Source organism: Arenibacter flavimaris (assembly GCF_030291335.1).
GTDB lineage: Bacteria > Bacteroidota > Bacteroidia > Flavobacteriales > Flavobacteriaceae > Arenibacter.
Genome location: NZ_JASWIM010000015.1, coordinates 91016 through 106856 on the forward strand (window position 1 = coordinate 91016; position 15841 = coordinate 106856).

The 15841-nt window shown below is 38.9% G+C and carries 15 protein-coding genes; 4 read left to right on the forward strand and 11 right to left on the reverse strand.

Going from position 1 to position 15841, the window contains the following annotated elements:
- The first annotated feature begins 70 nt into the window (after window positions 1–70).
- Window positions 71–1264 carry an ADP-forming succinate--CoA ligase subunit beta gene (gene sucC / locus QSE00_RS12915; protein ID WP_286106275.1) on the forward strand — a complete coding sequence of 398 codons (1194 nt, stop codon included), beginning with the start codon at window positions 71–73 and terminating at the stop codon, window positions 1262–1264.
- Between the two features lie 223 nt (window positions 1265–1487).
- On the opposite strand, the gene QSE00_RS12920 is transcribed toward sucC, so the two are convergent.
- On the reverse strand, window positions 1488–1856 hold the full coding sequence (locus QSE00_RS12920; RefSeq protein WP_110355918.1) for a DUF1456 family protein: 369 nt from the start codon (window positions 1854–1856) through the stop codon (window positions 1488–1490).
- 124 nt (window positions 1857–1980) lie between these two features.
- On the opposite strand from QSE00_RS12920, the gene QSE00_RS12925 reads away from it, so the two are divergent.
- Together QSE00_RS12925 and QSE00_RS12930 are read left to right on the forward strand one after the other, a co-directional pair.
- Window positions 1981–2382, forward strand: a complete 402-nt coding sequence (locus QSE00_RS12925) for a TerB family tellurite resistance protein (protein ID WP_110355917.1) — start codon at window positions 1981–1983, stop codon at window positions 2380–2382.
- Between the two features lie 123 nt (window positions 2383–2505).
- Entirely contained in the window at window positions 2506–2931 is a 426-nt protein-coding gene (locus QSE00_RS12930) for an Hsp20/alpha crystallin family protein (protein ID WP_110355916.1), read from the forward strand.
- 137 nt (window positions 2932–3068) lie between these two features.
- Here QSE00_RS12930 and uvrB read toward each other — a convergent pair whose 3' ends face one another.
- The 3 genes from uvrB to QSE00_RS12945 form a co-directional block, all read right to left on the reverse strand.
- Entirely contained in the window at window positions 3069–5057 is a 1989-nt protein-coding gene (gene uvrB / locus QSE00_RS12935) for an excinuclease ABC subunit UvrB (protein WP_286106276.1), read from the reverse strand.
- A gap of 199 nt (window positions 5058–5256) precedes the next feature.
- The gene (locus QSE00_RS12940; RefSeq protein WP_286106277.1) at window positions 5257–6090 is read right to left on the reverse strand and encodes an ABC transporter permease; all 834 of its coding nucleotides are present in this window, start codon (window positions 6088–6090) and stop codon (window positions 5257–5259) included.
- 30 nt (window positions 6091–6120) lie between these two features.
- Complete coding sequence (locus QSE00_RS12945; protein WP_110355913.1) at window positions 6121–7020, reverse strand: ABC transporter ATP-binding protein; 900 nt, start codon at window positions 7018–7020, stop codon at window positions 6121–6123.
- A 77-nt stretch (window positions 7021–7097) separates the two neighbouring features.
- Between QSE00_RS12945 and QSE00_RS12950 the strand changes: the two genes are divergently transcribed.
- Entirely contained in the window at window positions 7098–8177 is a 1080-nt protein-coding gene (locus tag QSE00_RS12950; protein WP_110355912.1) for a hypothetical protein, read from the forward strand.
- A gap of 133 nt (window positions 8178–8310) precedes the next feature.
- Here QSE00_RS12950 and QSE00_RS12955 read toward each other — a convergent pair whose 3' ends face one another.
- The 7 genes from QSE00_RS12955 to QSE00_RS12990 form a co-directional block, all read right to left on the reverse strand.
- The gene (locus QSE00_RS12955) at window positions 8311–9369 is read right to left on the reverse strand and encodes a nucleoid-associated protein (RefSeq protein ID WP_110355911.1); all 1059 of its coding nucleotides are present in this window, start codon (window positions 9367–9369) and stop codon (window positions 8311–8313) included.
- Between the two features lie 85 nt (window positions 9370–9454).
- Entirely contained in the window at window positions 9455–9952 is a 498-nt protein-coding gene (locus tag QSE00_RS12960) for an IS1096 element passenger TnpR family protein (RefSeq protein WP_110355910.1), read from the reverse strand.
- Window positions 9953–9979: 27 nt separating this feature from the next.
- The gene (locus QSE00_RS12965) at window positions 9980–11014 is read right to left on the reverse strand and encodes a COX15/CtaA family protein (protein WP_286106278.1); all 1035 of its coding nucleotides are present in this window, start codon (window positions 11012–11014) and stop codon (window positions 9980–9982) included.
- A 263-nt stretch (window positions 11015–11277) separates the two neighbouring features.
- Window positions 11278–12702 carry a CCA tRNA nucleotidyltransferase gene (locus QSE00_RS12970; protein WP_286106279.1) on the reverse strand — a complete coding sequence of 475 codons (1425 nt, stop codon included), beginning with the start codon at window positions 12700–12702 and terminating at the stop codon, window positions 11278–11280.
- Between the two features lie 2 nt (window positions 12703–12704).
- Window positions 12705–13274 (reverse strand): L-threonylcarbamoyladenylate synthase, encoded by a 570-nt coding sequence (locus QSE00_RS12975; protein ID WP_110355907.1) that lies wholly within the window; start codon window positions 13272–13274, stop codon window positions 12705–12707.
- A 6-nt stretch (window positions 13275–13280) separates the two neighbouring features.
- Complete coding sequence (locus QSE00_RS25205) at window positions 13281–15104, reverse strand: CDP-glycerol glycerophosphotransferase family protein (protein WP_110355906.1); 1824 nt, start codon at window positions 15102–15104, stop codon at window positions 13281–13283.
- On the reverse strand, window positions 15101–15787 hold the full coding sequence (locus tag QSE00_RS12990) for a phosphocholine cytidylyltransferase family protein (RefSeq protein WP_110355905.1): 687 nt from the start codon (window positions 15785–15787) through the stop codon (window positions 15101–15103). The genes QSE00_RS25205 and QSE00_RS12990 overlap by 4 nt, the downstream gene beginning before the upstream one ends.
- Window positions 15788–15841 lie beyond the last annotated feature (54 nt).

Consider the following 15841-nt stretch of genomic DNA (forward strand, 5'->3'; position numbering starts at 1 on the left):
GTTTTATTTAATTAGGGTAAATCCGTTGTGTTTCCTATTTTTGCAACTGAACAAATAGAACCTTCAATTTATGAACCTTCACGAATATCAAGGAAAAGAGATTTTAGCGAGCTTTGGAGTACGCATTCAACGCGGTTTAGTGGCTTATAATGCCAAGGAAGCAGTGGACGCTGCCAAACAATTGACCCAGGAAACCGGAACCGGTTGGCATGTAATTAAAGCCCAGGTACACGCAGGTGGCAGGGGAAAAGGAGGAGGAGTTAAATTGGCGAAGAACTTACGTGAGGTAGAAGATATTGCTGGAGCTATCATAGGCATGAGTTTAGTTACTCCGCAAACCTCGGCAGAAGGTAAAAAAGTACATAAGGTTTTGGTTGCCGAGGATGTTTATTATCCTGGAGATAGTGAAACCAGTGAATTTTATATGTCCGTTTTATTGAACAGGGCCGCAGGGAGAAACATGATTATGTATTCTACCGAAGGTGGAATGGATATAGAGGAGGTGGCAGAGAAAACGCCCCACTTAATTTTTACCGAGGAAATAAATCCGGCTACCGGACTTTTGCCTTTTCAGGCAAGAAAAATAGCTTTTAACTTGGGGTTGTCCGGTACGGCTTTTAAAGAAATGACCAAGTTTGTTACAAGTTTATATAAGGCTTATGTTGAGAGCGATGCGAGTTTATTTGAAATAAACCCTGTTCTCAAGACTTCCGATGATAAGATCATGGCCGTGGATGCAAAAGTATCCATTGATGATAATGCACTTTATCGAAGAAAGCAATATGCTGAAATGAGGGATCTGCTAGAGGAAAATCCAATTGAGGTAGAGGCAAGGGCCGTAGGACTCAACTACGTCGATTTGGATGGAAATGTAGGTTGTATGGTGAACGGTGCAGGATTGGCAATGGCAACCATGGATCTTATTAAAATGGCCGGTGGCGAACCAGCCAACTTTTTGGATGTAGGTGGAACCGCAGATGCCAAAAGGGTAGAAGAGGCCTTTAGGATTATATTGAAGGACCCTGCTGTTAAATGTATCCTGATCAATATTTTTGGAGGTATTGTTCGTTGCGATCGTGTAGCGCAAGGAGTAGTGGATGCCTATAAAAATATGGGAGATGCCATAAAGGTGCCTATTATTGTAAGATTACAGGGAACCAATGCCGAATTGGCCAAGGAAATTATCGATAATTCTGGTTTGGCCGTACATTCCGCGGTTCAGTTTCAAGAAGCGGCAGATAAGGTGAAGGAAGTTTTGGCCTAATGCCCCGTAAGCATAGAAATCAACAAAAAAGGCCGCACTGTTACAGTGCGGCCTTTTTTGTTGAATAGGGTTTTACAAATATCGTTCAATAAGCGTCCAACGTACCAAGCCGGTTGTGGCCATTTCAAAAATATAGGTTAAATGGTATGCCCAATGATAGCTGTGTTTATATTATTATAAGTTGAGAAAAAAACGGAAGGTTATCCGGCCCAGTCTTGGAAGATCAGGACTTTTTTTTGTTTTTGTATTTAACTGGGGTAATGTCGTGGTCTATTTTCTTTTTTTGTTGCTCCTTGAATCCTGGTTTTTGATGGGCTTTGAAAATGGGCTCTTTTTTAGGTTTGGGCAAAGATAATTTCGGGTCTTTTGGATTCTCCCTGGTTCCACGGTAATGTATGACCAGCCCATTTAAAAAATTACGTAAAATTTGGTCGCCACATTCCACATAGTTGGGGTGATCTTCTTTTCTAAAAAAAGCGCCCAACTCGCTTTTAGTAATTTTAAAGTCGACTAATTTTAAAATTTCTACAATTTCATCATCCCTTAATTTTAAGGCAACCCTTAATTTTTTAAGAACATCATTATTGGTCATATAATAAATTTTTTCACAAGATATTACAAAAAAATAGGATGTGGTGCTAGTTTGGGTGTACTTTCCTGCAACTAAAACAAGAAATCCATCCTATTTAACGTAACTTAGTGTTAAACTGTAATTTATGAGTACGTATCTTGAGAAGTTGGGCATTCTTTCCCAAATGATTTCTTTTGCAAAGGTAGACAAGGAGATCAAGGATTCGGAATATGATTTTTTGCTGGGCGTAGCGAAACAATTGGATGTTGACAAGGAAACCTTCGATTCCCTCTTTCATAAGAAGGTTGAAAAGGTTATGCTTAAATCCGAAGCGGAGCGTATCCTTCAGTTTCATAGATTGGTACTGCTTATGAATGTGGACCAGGAACAGCGTTTGGTCGAAATAGAACTGCTGCACAATATAGGTCTGGGATTTGGTCTTCCCCAAGCGGCCATAGAACAGGTTCTTACGGTGATGCACAATTATCCTGACAAGGTAGTCCCGCCCTCCGTCCTTATCAATATATTCAAGGCTTATAATAATTAACAGGGTGACATAATGGCTTGTTTTGTCCTCAATAAGACGACATAATGTCATTAAAATTCATTCGGTACAACATTTGCCTTTTAGCTCATGAGAATTTAAAGTATAACTTAAAATATAAAAATCATGAGTCTAGTAAAAAGAAATAATGTTGTGTTTCCATCCTTAATTAATGAATTTTTAAGACCAGATTGGTTTGGTGGGGTAGATCACTTTAAACAGAGCGTACCTGCCGCCAATGTAAAGGAAACTGATAGTGAGTATGTATTGGAGCTGGCAATACCTGGTAGGAAGAAGGAAGATTTTAATGTGGAAATCGACAATGACATCCTAACAATTTCCTCCGAAGTAAAAAATGAGGAAAATAAGGAAGATGACGGGTATACCAGGAAGGAATTTACTTTTTCATCTTTCAAGAGAGTGTTTAGTTTACCAGAAACAATTTCCCTGGATAAAATTAACGCTACCTACGAAGATGGAATCCTAAAATTTGTTCTTCCCAAAAAAGAAGAGGCCTTGCCAAAGCCTAAAAGGTTAATTGAAATAGCATAAGTTTACAAGTAGTTGTGTGTCCTGTGTGACATACAATAGTTTGGTTGGTTGGTTGGAAAAGCGCTTCGGGAAATCGAAGCGCTTTTTTGTTGTGGAAAATTAAGGTGAAAGATCAATTCAACGATCGTGATGGATTTTTATTCCTGTTCCTGAAGCGATTTAATTTCGTCCCTTAACTTTGCCGCTTGCATAAAATCCAATTCCTTTGCCGCTTTTTCCATAGCCTTTCTTTTGTCCCTTATCATTTTTTCCCTTTGCTCATTGGTCAGATATAATAAGTCGGGTTCTGCTGCCTTCATTTCTTCATTTTCGAAATGATAGGTGGAAACGGAATTTTTGGCCAAAACACTGTCCAAACTTTTATTTAGGGCCGTGGGTGTAATATTGTTCTCTAGATTATAGGTGCTTTGTTTTTCACGTCTATAGTTCGTTTCGTCTATTGTTTTTTGCATGCTGTTTGTAATCTTATCCGCATACATTATGGCCTTTCCATTTAGGTTTCTGGCTGCACGCCCAACGGTTTGGGTGAGGGATCTTGCACTTCTCAGAAATCCTTCCTTGTCGGCATCCAATATGGCCACTAGGGAGACCTCTGGAAGATCCAGACCTTCCCTTAGCAAGTTCACTCCAATGAGTACGTCAAAAATACCTTTGCGCAGATCTTGCATTATTTCTACCCGTTCCAAGGTATCCACATCACTGTGTATGTAACGACAGCGCACATTTATTCTTGTCAAATACTTGGCTAATTCTTCGGCCATTCGTTTGGTCAAGGTGGTTACCAAGGTACGTTCATCCTTTTCCACCCTTATGTGGATTTCCTCTATGAGATCATCAATTTGGTTCAAGCTGGGGCGCACTTCAATTATGGGGTCCAATAGCCCTGTTGGCCTAATTACCTGCTCTACATATACCCCTTGACTTAGTTCCAATTCGTAGTCGGCGGGGGTGGCACTTACATAGATAACTTGATTTTGAAGGGCTTCAAATTCCTCAAATTTTAAAGGACGGTTATCCATGGCTGCTGGTAGCCTGAAGCCGTATTCCACCAAGTTCTCCTTTCTTGATCTATCGCCCCCATACATGGCGTGTACCTGTGGGATGGTAACGTGGCTTTCATCAACAACCATTAAATAATCTTTTGGGAAATAGTCCAACAAACAAAAGGGTCGGGTTCCGGGTTCGCGGCCATCCAAATACCTGGAATAGTTTTCGATCCCTGAACAATATCCCAATTCCCGTATCATCTCCAAGTCAAAATTAGTACGCTCTTCCAGGCGTTTTGCTTCCAAGTGTTTCCCGATTTCTTTAAAATAGGCCACCTGCAGTACCATATCCTCCTGAATTAGATGAATGGCATTCTGTAGTACATCCGGGGAGGTTACGAACATATTGGCCGGATAAATATTTAGTTGTTGATACTTTTCCAGAATTTTGTTCTTGTAGGGGTCAAAGGCCTCAATTTCTTCAATTTCGTCCCCAAAAAAGTGAATTCTGAAGGCATGATCGGCATAACTCGGAAAAACGTCTACTACATCGCCCTTTACCCTAAAATTTCCGTTTCTAAAATCGGCAGTAGTTCTCGAGTACAGGCTTTGTACCAATTGATGTAGGAATTTAGTTCTGGAAATAACTTGGTCCTTCTCAATTCCTATAACATTTTTCTGAAACTCCACAGGATTTCCTATACCGTATAAACAGGAAACCGAGGCCACTACCAAAATATCCCTTCTACCCGATAATAGGGAAGAGGTGGCACTCAAGCGCAGTTTTTCAATATCTTCATTAATGGAAAGGTCCTTTTCTATATAGGTGCCGCTTGATGGAATATAAGCTTCGGGTTGATAGTAGTCATAGTAGGAGACAAAATATTCAACCGCGTTCTCAGGAAAAAACTGCTTAAATTCAGAGTATAATTGAGCGGCTAAGGTTTTATTATGCGCCAATACCAAGGTAGGTCGCTGTACCTGCTCTATGACATTGGCAACTGTAAAAGTTTTTCCGGAACCTGTTACTCCAAGAAGGGTTTGATAGCGCTCATCTGCCTCAAGCCCCTCTTTTAATTGTTTTATGGCCTGGGGTTGATCACCAGTAGGTTTAAATTCGGAAACAACTTTAAATTTCATGTACAGTGTATTCTGGTATTCCTATGATCTGGTCCAATCTTTTCCTTGGAGGGATTAGGCTAAACAATCATATTCGTTTTATGACCTAAAATTAATAAATAGTGGGCAATACGGTAGTACTTCTACAACTAATTGCAGACATAGTTATATTCATTGTACTAAATAGTGCCGAAAGGGCTTTGTGTTCACACTACAGGCTTTACAGATCGCGTCTTTTAAGCAGGGCATAGGAAAGATATATGAAAATTACCGTCCAACAAACCACAATCAATATTTCATAAGAATGTACGGCATAGTCTTTATTAAATTGTTCTCCTACTTGCTCAACCATACTTTGTACTGCTTTAAACCTTGAGGCGGGTTCTTTGATCAGGTTGCTCATGGATTCCAAGGGGAGGTATTTCATTACGGAAGCGGATGCTTCCTTTCCGGCCAGCCACCAGACTAAAAACCGGATACCCAAATTTTCAATAGCGAACCAAATAATTAAAAAGCCCAGGGCGAAGGCAGATCGTTTTACCAAAATTCCCAGGAAAAGACAGAAGGAAAAGAAACCCAATAATTTAAAAAAATAAGCCAATAAATATTCCAAATCGGAAAATATGATGGATACTTCCGTGAAATCGGAATAAAAAAGTCCTAAAACCAATGAAACTATAAAAACGAAAAGGGTGGAAATAACCGAAAAGGCAAAAACGGTCAAGAATTTAGAGGCAATAAATTCTTTCTTGCTCAACCCATCTATTAGATTTTGCTTTAAAGTTTTATTGCTGTATTCATTTGCCATCATGGATACAATGATAATCGCAAAAAAGAGCTTCAATCCACTTGCAATCCAAGTATTCAAATGCCATATATATGGAAAATTGAAAATGCCCTGTTCGGCCACGTGGAACTGTATGGGGCCAATGTCAAATTTTATAGCGGCCAACAAGGCCATGCAGAGGATAAGGACAAAATAGGAAATGATAAGTACCCTGCTTGCATTATTGTTCCATAATTTAATAAATTCTATCTGTAATAATCGTAACATAACTATATGCGTTTAAGGGTGTTATACCAGTTATTCCTTATGGTTGGTCAAGCTAAGGAATTGTTCCTCAAGACTTTCTTTGCGTTTCACCAAATGCGATAGCACAATCCCATTATTAAATAAGTCTTGATTTAAGGTACTTGCCTGCATTTCTTCCTTCAAAATTGCGGTAATCACGCCATTTTCCTGTTTAATGGGGCCAAAACTGCCTTGGTTGCGCAAGTAGGTCAACAATGCAGGTTCATCTGTTGCCTTTAGCTCAAAGAAACCATAACTGGTCAACATTTCGTCAACCCGGCCCGAATAGAGTTTTTCGCCTTTTCTAAGGATAATTACATGACTGCAAACTTTCTCTACCTCGTCCAATAAGTGCGATGCCAAAAGAATAGTAGTGCCTTGTGCCGCAATTTTTTTTATGATCTCCCTTATTTGATGTATTCCCTGCGGATCCAGACCATTGGTAGGTTCGTCCAAAATTAGAATTTCCGGATCGTTGAGAAGGGCAGAGGCAATGGCCAAGCGTTGTTTCATTCCCAGGGAGTAAGTTCTGAACTTGCTGTTTTTTCTTTCCAGTAGTCCGACCATTTCCAATTTTTCTTCAATTTTATCCTGTGGTACCTCTTTGATCTTACAGACCAATTTCAGATTTTGGATGGCCGTCATATATGGATAGAAATTGGGGCGTTCAATAATGGCACCTACCTTTTTGAGGGCATCGTGGGTGGAGATAGTGCCTCCGAACCATGAAAAATTACCAGCGGTTCTATTCACTACATTCAATACAATTCCCAGGGTGGTCGATTTTCCACTACCATTGGGCCCTAAGATGCCATATACGTTGCCTTTTTCAATACTAAAGGAAAGGTTTTTTACGGCAGTTAGATATCCAAATGTTTTGGTAAGTTGGTTTACGGTCAGTATAGTTTCCAAAATGGGATAGTTTTTATGATAGTTTGTACTTACTTGTCGAAGAAATCGTTATTTTGTTACAAATTAAAGTTTTTTCCATGTCCGAAAGATTAATGTCCAAGAAAAAGCCTGCCTTTCCAGTCAATAGTAAATTGGATGCCTATTTGGAGCACTATAGCAGAAAAATTGAAATTCCAATTTTTTATGAGGATCTGTTGCGCTTTTCAGGGTCTATTGTGGTCTACGATTCCAAAGAGGAGGACACGCTATGGGTGCGGGTGTATTACAGTGAGTTCGACAGGACTGAAATTGATATTAGTCTTAAGAAAGTATATTCCATACTTCATTCCGATGGAAGCAATAGCATTTTTCCATTTTTAAATGTAGATGCGGTAGACTACTGTACTTTTGGTAATTCCAAGCCCTTTAGGATCAAGGTAAGGAATATACTGAATGACAATTTTACTTATTTCTATGTAAAAAGGACCGATGCCTCCAGGATTTATGGACTGGAACTGGAGCATATGTTATCGCCCTATAACCTTAACTTTTTGGTATATGGGGATACGTTGATAGAGGAACATATTGCCGGTATTCCGGGTGATGTGTTTATCAAGGATTTTTTACCTAAATGTACGGAATCGGAAAAATCACAGTTGGCCAAGGAATTTGTCAAGTTCAATGAACGATGTATGATACGTCTTTTAGGGGATATGCGGTCCTATAACTATGTTATTGTCCCTACCCACGATTTTGATCATGTGGTATATAAAATAAGGGCTATAGATTTTGACCAGCAGTGTTATGAGGGAAAATTGAAAGTGTACAGGCCCCAATTTTTTAAGGAGAACTATAAAATGGTTATGTTGGTCAAGGAGAAGTTACAACGTAATTCCGTTGATCAATACAAAATAGAGGAGCGTTCCATTGTGGCCAAAAGAATTCTGAGTTCTGGGAACCGTATTAAGAGATTAATTTCGATTGTCAAGACCGATGATATATCCAATGACGATAATATTGCGGCCCTTTCACAGCACATTTATGATCTTACAGGGGATATCGACTTTAAAAAATGTAAGACCATGGGGGAAGTCCTGGCACTTGCATTGGATTTCGTTAAGAGAAATTATGAAGATGTTAGTATGAAACAAATTATAGAGAACAAGATCAATTTATAGGTCCACACTCCATATTTTTTGATAACCTCTTTAAATATATTTTAAAGAATAGGGCCGAAGACATATTTCTCGGCCTTTTTTTGTAACCCTGGATACCTTTTAACTATATGGGGCAGATAGTTTATGGAAATTTCTAGCTTTTCTGTTCTTTGTTAAAGTAGACTAGATAATAGTACATTTGGCGCTCTTCGTCCCAGCCTTTTTCTACAAATTTTTGGGCCGATTCCGGATTGATGAAATCAAGTTTTATCTGGATATTGGTATCTAGATTAATGACGTTTTTAATTTTTTTTCTGGCGTCGGAAACCGCTTTGTTGGCAATGTCAAAAGTAGAGACATCCTCGATACTGTACTTGGGCCCTTTTTCCACTTTGTAGTGTTTAAATTCAGGAATCAGTTCCGGGTTCTCCATAACCTCGTTTAGGAAATTGGTCTCTTCAAAAGAGTCATTTTTGGCAAAATGATTCACGGCCCTGTTCATGAACAACACCTCTTGCTGCTTGTCCTCGGCCGGTAAAACTACATCTTTGGCAAAGTTCTGGCAGAATTTCAAGTAGTTTTTGGTCTTAAAATTATCGTCGGACAAAGCATCCACCCCTAAGAAATTTTCCAACCAGTATTTGGTATCGTATCGATTGCTGTCTACTGAAAGTACTTTAAAGCCTTCTTCCTTATCCGTATTGAAAATGAGGCAGCCCTTGTCCAATTTATTGATATTGATGCCCTGCTGCACCAAAATATCCAAACTGTTTCCCTTTTCCTGAAATTGTAGAAAATCGTGTTTAAGTTCGCTTTTGAATATGCCCACAGCATTCACCTTTACGTTGTCCAACATTAAATCTGTAAGATAGGCAACATAAACCTCACCGCTTTTAATGTGTGGATGGTTGGATTGGTCGAATAATTGTGTCGCAATTTTTTTTGAATTGGCATGAAGGCTACTGGGCTCTTCAAAAATGTCGGAAACAATTTTGTAGACTTCGTTAAATTCAAGGTCGGATTCATGGGAGAAACAATAGTAATTCTCCTCTTTTTCCCTAAAAGGTTTAAAAAAGTACTCCTTTAACAGCCCTGTAGTTTCATCGTTAAGCGAGAATGGTTCCTCGGAAAGAAAAATACCTTCGCTTTTATTTTTGTTTCCCACACGATGTATGGAAATAGTTTCAATTTGGGTAGGATATAAGTTGATCATGGATTTATGGGAAATATTTAATGGTTATTTGTGTTAATGGCCGATGCTAATGTGCCACTATCTTTCTCTGCAGCTACATGAATTATTAGTTCCAATTTTCATCAAAATCCAAATCTTCGTAATTGTCAAGGGTATTGTCAAAATCAAATTCGTCTTCATCTGCTTCAAACTTTTTTTCTGGTGGGGAGTCAGGTAATTCCCCAAAACTGAAAAGGGTATTGGGGTAGGTCTGTGCATCCACTTTTTCCACTATATCGGCCAACTCAACGAAGAAGGTCCACATACTTAAAAAGTCATAGACATAAATTAGCTTGGGAGAATGTTCGGTAAGTATGTCCTGTAATGCAATCTCGTTCATTAAACGAACATCGGAGCCATTTTCGCTCATATCAAATAAGGCAATTTCCTCATCTTGTCTCCATTCCTCATCACAGGTGTAAAATGAGGCCATTTCATTTCCTAAAAAGCCAAAAGCTTGGGTAATGGCATTGTGAAGGTCTTCCATAGAATTACTGTCCTCAATTTCAATATCCCTAAAAATATCATCCTCTGCATCCAGAATAATCCTTATTTTATAAATCATCGGCTCCTTTTTTTTGTGGTGGCAAAGTTACAAAGTTTTGATGGTTTTAAAAGCATTTAGAGCTTCCAAAACCAAATAGAATTGAAATCCGAATAAAACAGATGCGAGTACAAGATGTAATGGCTGGGTGGCAAAAGGAAAATCCAAATAGTACATGGCCATCCCGGAAATAACCTCCAAGAGTAGAAGGACCAATACCCATTTTATTTTGGAATAGCCAAGGTTTAATTTATAGATTCTTATTGCAAGGACCAAGTTCAAAAGGACTACGATTATAGAAAATGAACGGTGGATATAAAATGATAGGGTGGCATTATGTAGCCATAAGTTGGGGGCGTCTTCACCATAAAGGTCTGTTTGAACGTCTACAAACTGTCTCACTTGTGTGCCCAAAATAACCTGTACCAAGGTGGTTAAAAGAACAAAGATCATTAGGTTTCTCGTTACCTTTTCAGGTGTTAAAGACTTCCTCCCGATACTGGTAGCATTGATCAAGTACAGGATAAGGGCTACTATGACCAGCGCCATGACCATGTGGATGGTTATTTTGGCCGGAGCTAAAACAGAATATACCACCGTGGCGCCAAGCCACGCTTGGAAACCCATTCCGAAGACTACCACCCAGGAAAGTATAGTGATACTGGGCCTTTTCTTCCAATATGTTATAGAGGCTATGGCCATTATAAAGGTACCCAGCCCTGCAAGTGCACCAAATAGCCTGTTGATAAATTCGGTCCATGTATGGGATGGATTAAAAATAGCGTAGTCGTGCTTAGTGTAAGGCGCCCAGTTATTGGCATTATAACTAGAGGAGGTACTGAAGTCGCCCTTGGCTACCCATAAGGCTTCGTTTACAATAATGACCTGTCCTTTTTTAAATTCCTTTTTCGGTTGCCACTGCAATTCCGATATATCTGTAGGGGGAATATAATAACCAAAACATTTTGGCCAATCAGGGCATCCCATACCGCTACCTGTCATTCTTACCACTGCGCCGGCCACAATTACCAAGTAGACCAAAACTAGACTGATCTTGGCGATTTTTGTAAATTTTTTTTGCATTTGGATCTTTCAAAGGGTCCTACAAAACTACCACTCTTTTCTTAAAAAAACCGCTAAGGCAATGGGGAATTTATTTGTACGGCCCTTATATTAAAAGTAGTAATTGTGTTATAAGTTGATACTGGAGCCATCCCCATAATTTTGGTTGTTTACGGAGACGCATATCCCTTTCCTGTGGTTAGGAACCAAGGATTTATCCCAGAGGTAAATATCGTTTCACTGGAGGAACAGGTTTTTTATAAATGTAAAACGCACCGGAAGGTTTATTCGGCTTTGAGTCCCATTTCCTTTCCTTTGTGCAACATTAGGGTATAGGCTGCATTGTATTCGTTGGGAATATCACCTTCCAAAATAGCTTCCTTTATGGCTTCCTTGATCATTCCTATTTCCTTGGAAGGTCTTAGGTTAAAAGTTTTCATAATTTCCTCCCCACTAATTGGGGGTTGAAAATTCCTTATATGATCCCTCTCTTCGACCTCTTCGATTTTTTGACGGACAATCTTAAAATTGTTCCTGTATCTTTTCTGTTTTTTTGGATTCTTGGTAGTGATATCGGCTTCACAGAGGGTCATTAAATCTTCTACATGCTCACCTGCATCAAAAATCAGCCTTCGAACGGCCGAGTCGGTTACAAAATCCTCGGAAAGCACAATGGGCCTAGAGCTCATAAGTACCATTTTTTGTACGAATTTCATTTTTTCGTTCAAAGGAAGCCTAAGTCGCTTAAATAATTTGTAAACCATTTTGGACCCTACAAATTCGTGTGCATGGAAAGTCCATCCAATTTTTTTATCGAATTTTTTGGTAGGGGCTTTTCCAATATCATGTAATAGGGCAGCCCAACGTAGCCACACATTATCCGTATTTTTGGAAATGTTGTCAACCACTTCCAGGGTATGCCAAAAGTTATCCTTGTGCCGTTGCCCTTCAATCTCCTCAATGCCTTGAAGCGCAACCAATTCGGGCATTATATAAGATAAAAGTCCAGTTTCGTGCAAGAGGGCAAACCCGATTGAAGGTTTGCTACTGGCCAAAATTTTATGTAATTCGTCCACGATGCGCTCATTGGAAATAATTTTAATTCTTTCCTTATTATCCAAAATGGCCTGTAAGGATTCAGGATGAATAATAAAATTTAGCTGGGTAGCAAATCTTATGGCGCGCATCATTCGCAAAGGATCATCGGAATAGGTGATCGACGGGTCCAAAGGAGTTCTTATCAATTGTCTTTTTAAATCCCCAATTCCGTCAAAAGGGTCTAAAAGTTGTCCGTAGTCCTCAGGGTTAAGTGAAATGGCCAAGGCATTTATAGTGAAATCCCGCCTTTTTTGATCATCTTCCAAACTTCCATTTTCAACAACAGGTTTTCTACTGTCCCTGTGGTAGCTTTCCTTTCTTGCCCCTACAAATTCAATTTCGGTGTCTTTAAATTTGATCATAGCGGTTCCGAAATTTTTAAAGATGCTAACTTCCGAACTTCCGGGTAATTTCTTGGCGACCAATTTTGCCAATTCTATTCCGCTGCCTATAGCAACAATGTCTATATCCTTAGGGGTTCCCCTTTGTAACAAATAGTCCCTAACAAAGCCTCCGATTACGTAAGAATCCAATGAAAGTTCCCTGGCTGCGTCGGAAATGATAGAAAATACTGGGTTGTTTAAGGCTTCTTCGTGCTGTCTATATGTCATTTTTATTCTCGGATCACTTTTACGGTACCATCATTACCGAGCATAATAATGGAAGATGGGGTACTATTAATTTTATCGCGGTCCAAATTTACTATATAGTCCACACCTTTTAAAATCCCATCGGATATTTCTTTGTAAGAAATGGGGGTTGGCTGCCCCGCTATATTGGCAGAAGTGGATACGATCGGTTTTTTAAATTTCTTTATCAGGTACTGACAAAATTGATCAGAAGCTACCCTAATGGCCAAAGTGTTATCATTGGCGATTAAATTTGAAGCGACGCCCTTAGGTGATTCATATACAATGGTGGTTGGTTTGGTAGCAAGATCCATAATATCATAGGCCAGCTCCGGTACTTTTTCAACATGCTGTTCCAACATAAAATCATTGGCCACCAAACAGATCATGGTCTTGGAATTGGCTCTTTGCTTTAGGGTATAAATTTTTTCTACGGCAGCCACATTTGTTGCGTCACAGCCAATACCCCAAACGGTATCCGTGGGGTACAGAATTATACCTCCCTTTGTAAGTATATCACAGCATTGGTTTACTTCGGAAAGCAAATCTTTCATAATTGTCTATTGTCTTATATTCCTTAATCTCTTTAATTCCTTGTACCGGGAATATACTCCCAAGGCGTTTAGATAGCATATGATTATCCCTTTTTTGCCGTCAAGGATGCCAAATCTTAAAATATAATGATTAAAAAATTTGTAAAATGGGCGGAATACAAAGTGGTAAAAGTTGGGATCGTAATCTTTCTTAAGTTCCTCCACTGCCTTCATTTGTCCATACTTTATCATTTTCCCCCTATAGTCTTCGTAATTCTTATAGGAGTAATGAATTAGCTTGTTTTTGAGCACATCGGATTGTCCGTCCACCACCAATGTTTCGTGTACTATCCTATCTTCTGTAAAGTGTACTTTACTTTTCTTGAAAAGTCTATAATTCTTATCCCGCTGCCAGCCACTAAAACGCAAAACCTTATTTTTGAACATAAAGGTTCTGTAAAAGTAATAAGCATCTGCTGTTGGTTTGCCGGAATTAACGGTTTCCAATATCTCATTTCTAAGCCGATCCGGAACCCTTTCATCCGCATCCAGAAAAAGTACCCAGTCATTTGTTGCCTGTTGGAGGGCATAGGACTTTTGATCTGTATAATTAACAAATGTACGTTGGATCAATTTTACCTCCGGATGCTCCTTTATCTTTTCGATAGTGCCATCCGTACTATAGGAATCCACAACAATAATCTCATCTGCAAATTTTACGTTTTCCAAAACGGCATTGATATGGATATCCTCGTTATACGTAATGAGAATAGCAGAAATTTTATTTCTTTTTTCACCAACATAGATGTTCTTGGTTGGTTTACCGAACATGGAATTTATTTTGATCCTTCTGGCCAGGGATAGTTTTCTTTTTTCGGGCACTCCATGGATTTCTAGATGCTCTTTTACCGCATTTACCATGCGAAGTGCCGAATTTCCATCCTGGTAAGGGTGAAATTGCATGTTTATGTATGCCCTTTCCGCAGCGTGGGGATCAAAGTGAAAATTATCCAAAACTTTCTCGGTAAGCCCGGTGTATGCTTTTGAGTTGTCCCACAATACCTTCTCGGCAATATTCTTAAAGGATATTACAGGTTTGTTCAGGAGAATGAATTCGTATATTACAGAAGAGGTGTCGCTAACCAATATATCTGCCTGTAACAGCGATTTAATTATGTTTCTGTCCTCTTTGAAAAGTACATTGTGTATTTCATTGGACAATCTTTTGTACTCCTTTATCCATTTTTGGTCCATGAGGTCATGGAACTTTATGAGGACTACATACCCAGTGGTCTCGGCAAGATTTCTTATTTCTTTTATGAGATATGGGGCAGAGGTAAGGCTGGGAGAAAAGGTAGGGGCATACAGAACAATTTTATCCGTGTTAAATTGCTGTAGTATGGCTTTCTTTTCAAAATCGTATTTATTTTTTTCCGTGCTGTATACATCCAATTTTGGCCAGCCTGTCTCAATCACATCAAAATTCTTGTGTATTTTTTTTAGCTCGTTGAATTTATCCGTGAAATACGGGCCTTGGGTAAGATAGAGATCAAAGTAGTGCCGTATCCTGAAATGCCCTTTTTTTTCACCGGCAAGACCATGAAAAACCTGGACTTTAAGTCCCCGAACATAATAAGGTACTTCATTGCCAGGCACAAAAATGGCATCACTTTTATAGAGTTGTAAGTCTAATGTGCTAACCGTATAATCTTCATTTTTATACGGAAAATTGTCCAAAAGTTTCCCGGAAATGTACCAAAGAAAGTCGTGTCCCTGTTCCAGTAGTACATCCCGAATGGGAGCTAGGATACCAAAGGCATATGCATTTTGGCAAAATAAAATTACTTTCATTTTTGAAATAGGGTATTGGCATTTTCCAAATCTTCTTTAAAATCAACTTCCATACAATTATAATCGGAAATGTCAACAGCACTAATTTTAAGATTGTCTTTTTCTATGGCTATTTCCAAACCTCTTTCAAAATAATCATTGTCATCGCATTCTTCAAGCCGGGTGATAAAACTCTTTATATCCTGGGCTGCAATAAAATTGATGCCTACTGCTTCCCCTAACCCATTTTTTACCGTCTTGGACAATTTCTCAATATAATTGTTCTTTAATGTATATTTAACCTCTTCCTCTGCCACTTTACTGGTATTTACGGCAACAAACGATTGATTGTTAGTAATGTATGGTTTTAGGATCGATAAAAGATTTACGTCAAAAACAACATCGCCATTAAGCCAAAGCACGGATTTGTCCCTATTTTTTCTTAGAGCCTGTAAAAGGCTTTTGGAAGTATTGGTCTGATCAAAAAAAGGATTGTATATATAGGTTAGTTCCGGAAAGCGTTCCATTATTAAATCTTTTTTAAAACCAACTACAACGTTAATGTCATCTAAGTCGAAAGCATCATCCAGATTGTTGACCTGCATCTCCATGATACATTTTCCATTTTTTAAAGGGGTTAGTGGTTTAGGAAATGGGTTTCCAAGTCTTGATCCAATACCTGCTGCTAAAATGACAATTTTCATGATTTTTATATTTTTTTAATGACTAGTCCAGAACAAGACAGGTCCTATACTTTT

Excerpts from the sequence above, each read along its gene's own strand:
- QSE00_RS12965 (WP_286106278.1), bottom strand. The coding sequence starts at position 11,014 with ATGCAAAAAAAATTTACAAAAATCGCCAAGATCAGTCTAGTTTTGGTC.
- QSE00_RS12960 (WP_110355910.1), bottom strand. The coding sequence starts at position 9,952 with ATGATTTATAAAATAAGGATTATTCTGGATGCAGAGGATGATATTTTT.
- QSE00_RS25205 (WP_110355906.1), bottom strand. The coding sequence starts at position 15,104 with ATGAAAGTAATTTTATTTTGCCAAAATGCATATGCCTTTGGTATCCTA.
- QSE00_RS12970 (WP_286106279.1), bottom strand. The coding sequence starts at position 12,702 with ATGACATATAGACAGCACGAAGAAGCCTTAAACAACCCAGTATTTTCT.
- sucC (WP_286106275.1), top strand. The coding sequence starts at position 71 with ATGAACCTTCACGAATATCAAGGAAAAGAGATTTTAGCGAGCTTTGGA.
- QSE00_RS12925 (WP_110355917.1), top strand. The coding sequence starts at position 1,981 with ATGAGTACGTATCTTGAGAAGTTGGGCATTCTTTCCCAAATGATTTCT.
- QSE00_RS12950 (WP_110355912.1), top strand. The coding sequence starts at position 7,098 with ATGTCCGAAAGATTAATGTCCAAGAAAAAGCCTGCCTTTCCAGTCAAT.
- QSE00_RS12940 (WP_286106277.1), bottom strand. The coding sequence starts at position 6,090 with ATGTTACGATTATTACAGATAGAATTTATTAAATTATGGAACAATAAT.
- QSE00_RS12920 (WP_110355918.1), bottom strand. The coding sequence starts at position 1,856 with ATGACCAATAATGATGTTCTTAAAAAATTAAGGGTTGCCTTAAAATTA.
- QSE00_RS12990 (WP_110355905.1), bottom strand. The coding sequence starts at position 15,787 with ATGAAAATTGTCATTTTAGCAGCAGGTATTGGATCAAGACTTGGAAAC.
- QSE00_RS12955 (WP_110355911.1), bottom strand. The coding sequence starts at position 9,369 with ATGATCAACTTATATCCTACCCAAATTGAAACTATTTCCATACATCGT.
- QSE00_RS12975 (WP_110355907.1), bottom strand. The coding sequence starts at position 13,274 with ATGAAAGATTTGCTTTCCGAAGTAAACCAATGCTGTGATATACTTACA.
- QSE00_RS12930 (WP_110355916.1), top strand. The coding sequence starts at position 2,506 with ATGAGTCTAGTAAAAAGAAATAATGTTGTGTTTCCATCCTTAATTAAT.
- uvrB (WP_286106276.1), bottom strand. The coding sequence starts at position 5,057 with ATGAAATTTAAAGTTGTTTCCGAATTTAAACCTACTGGTGATCAACCC.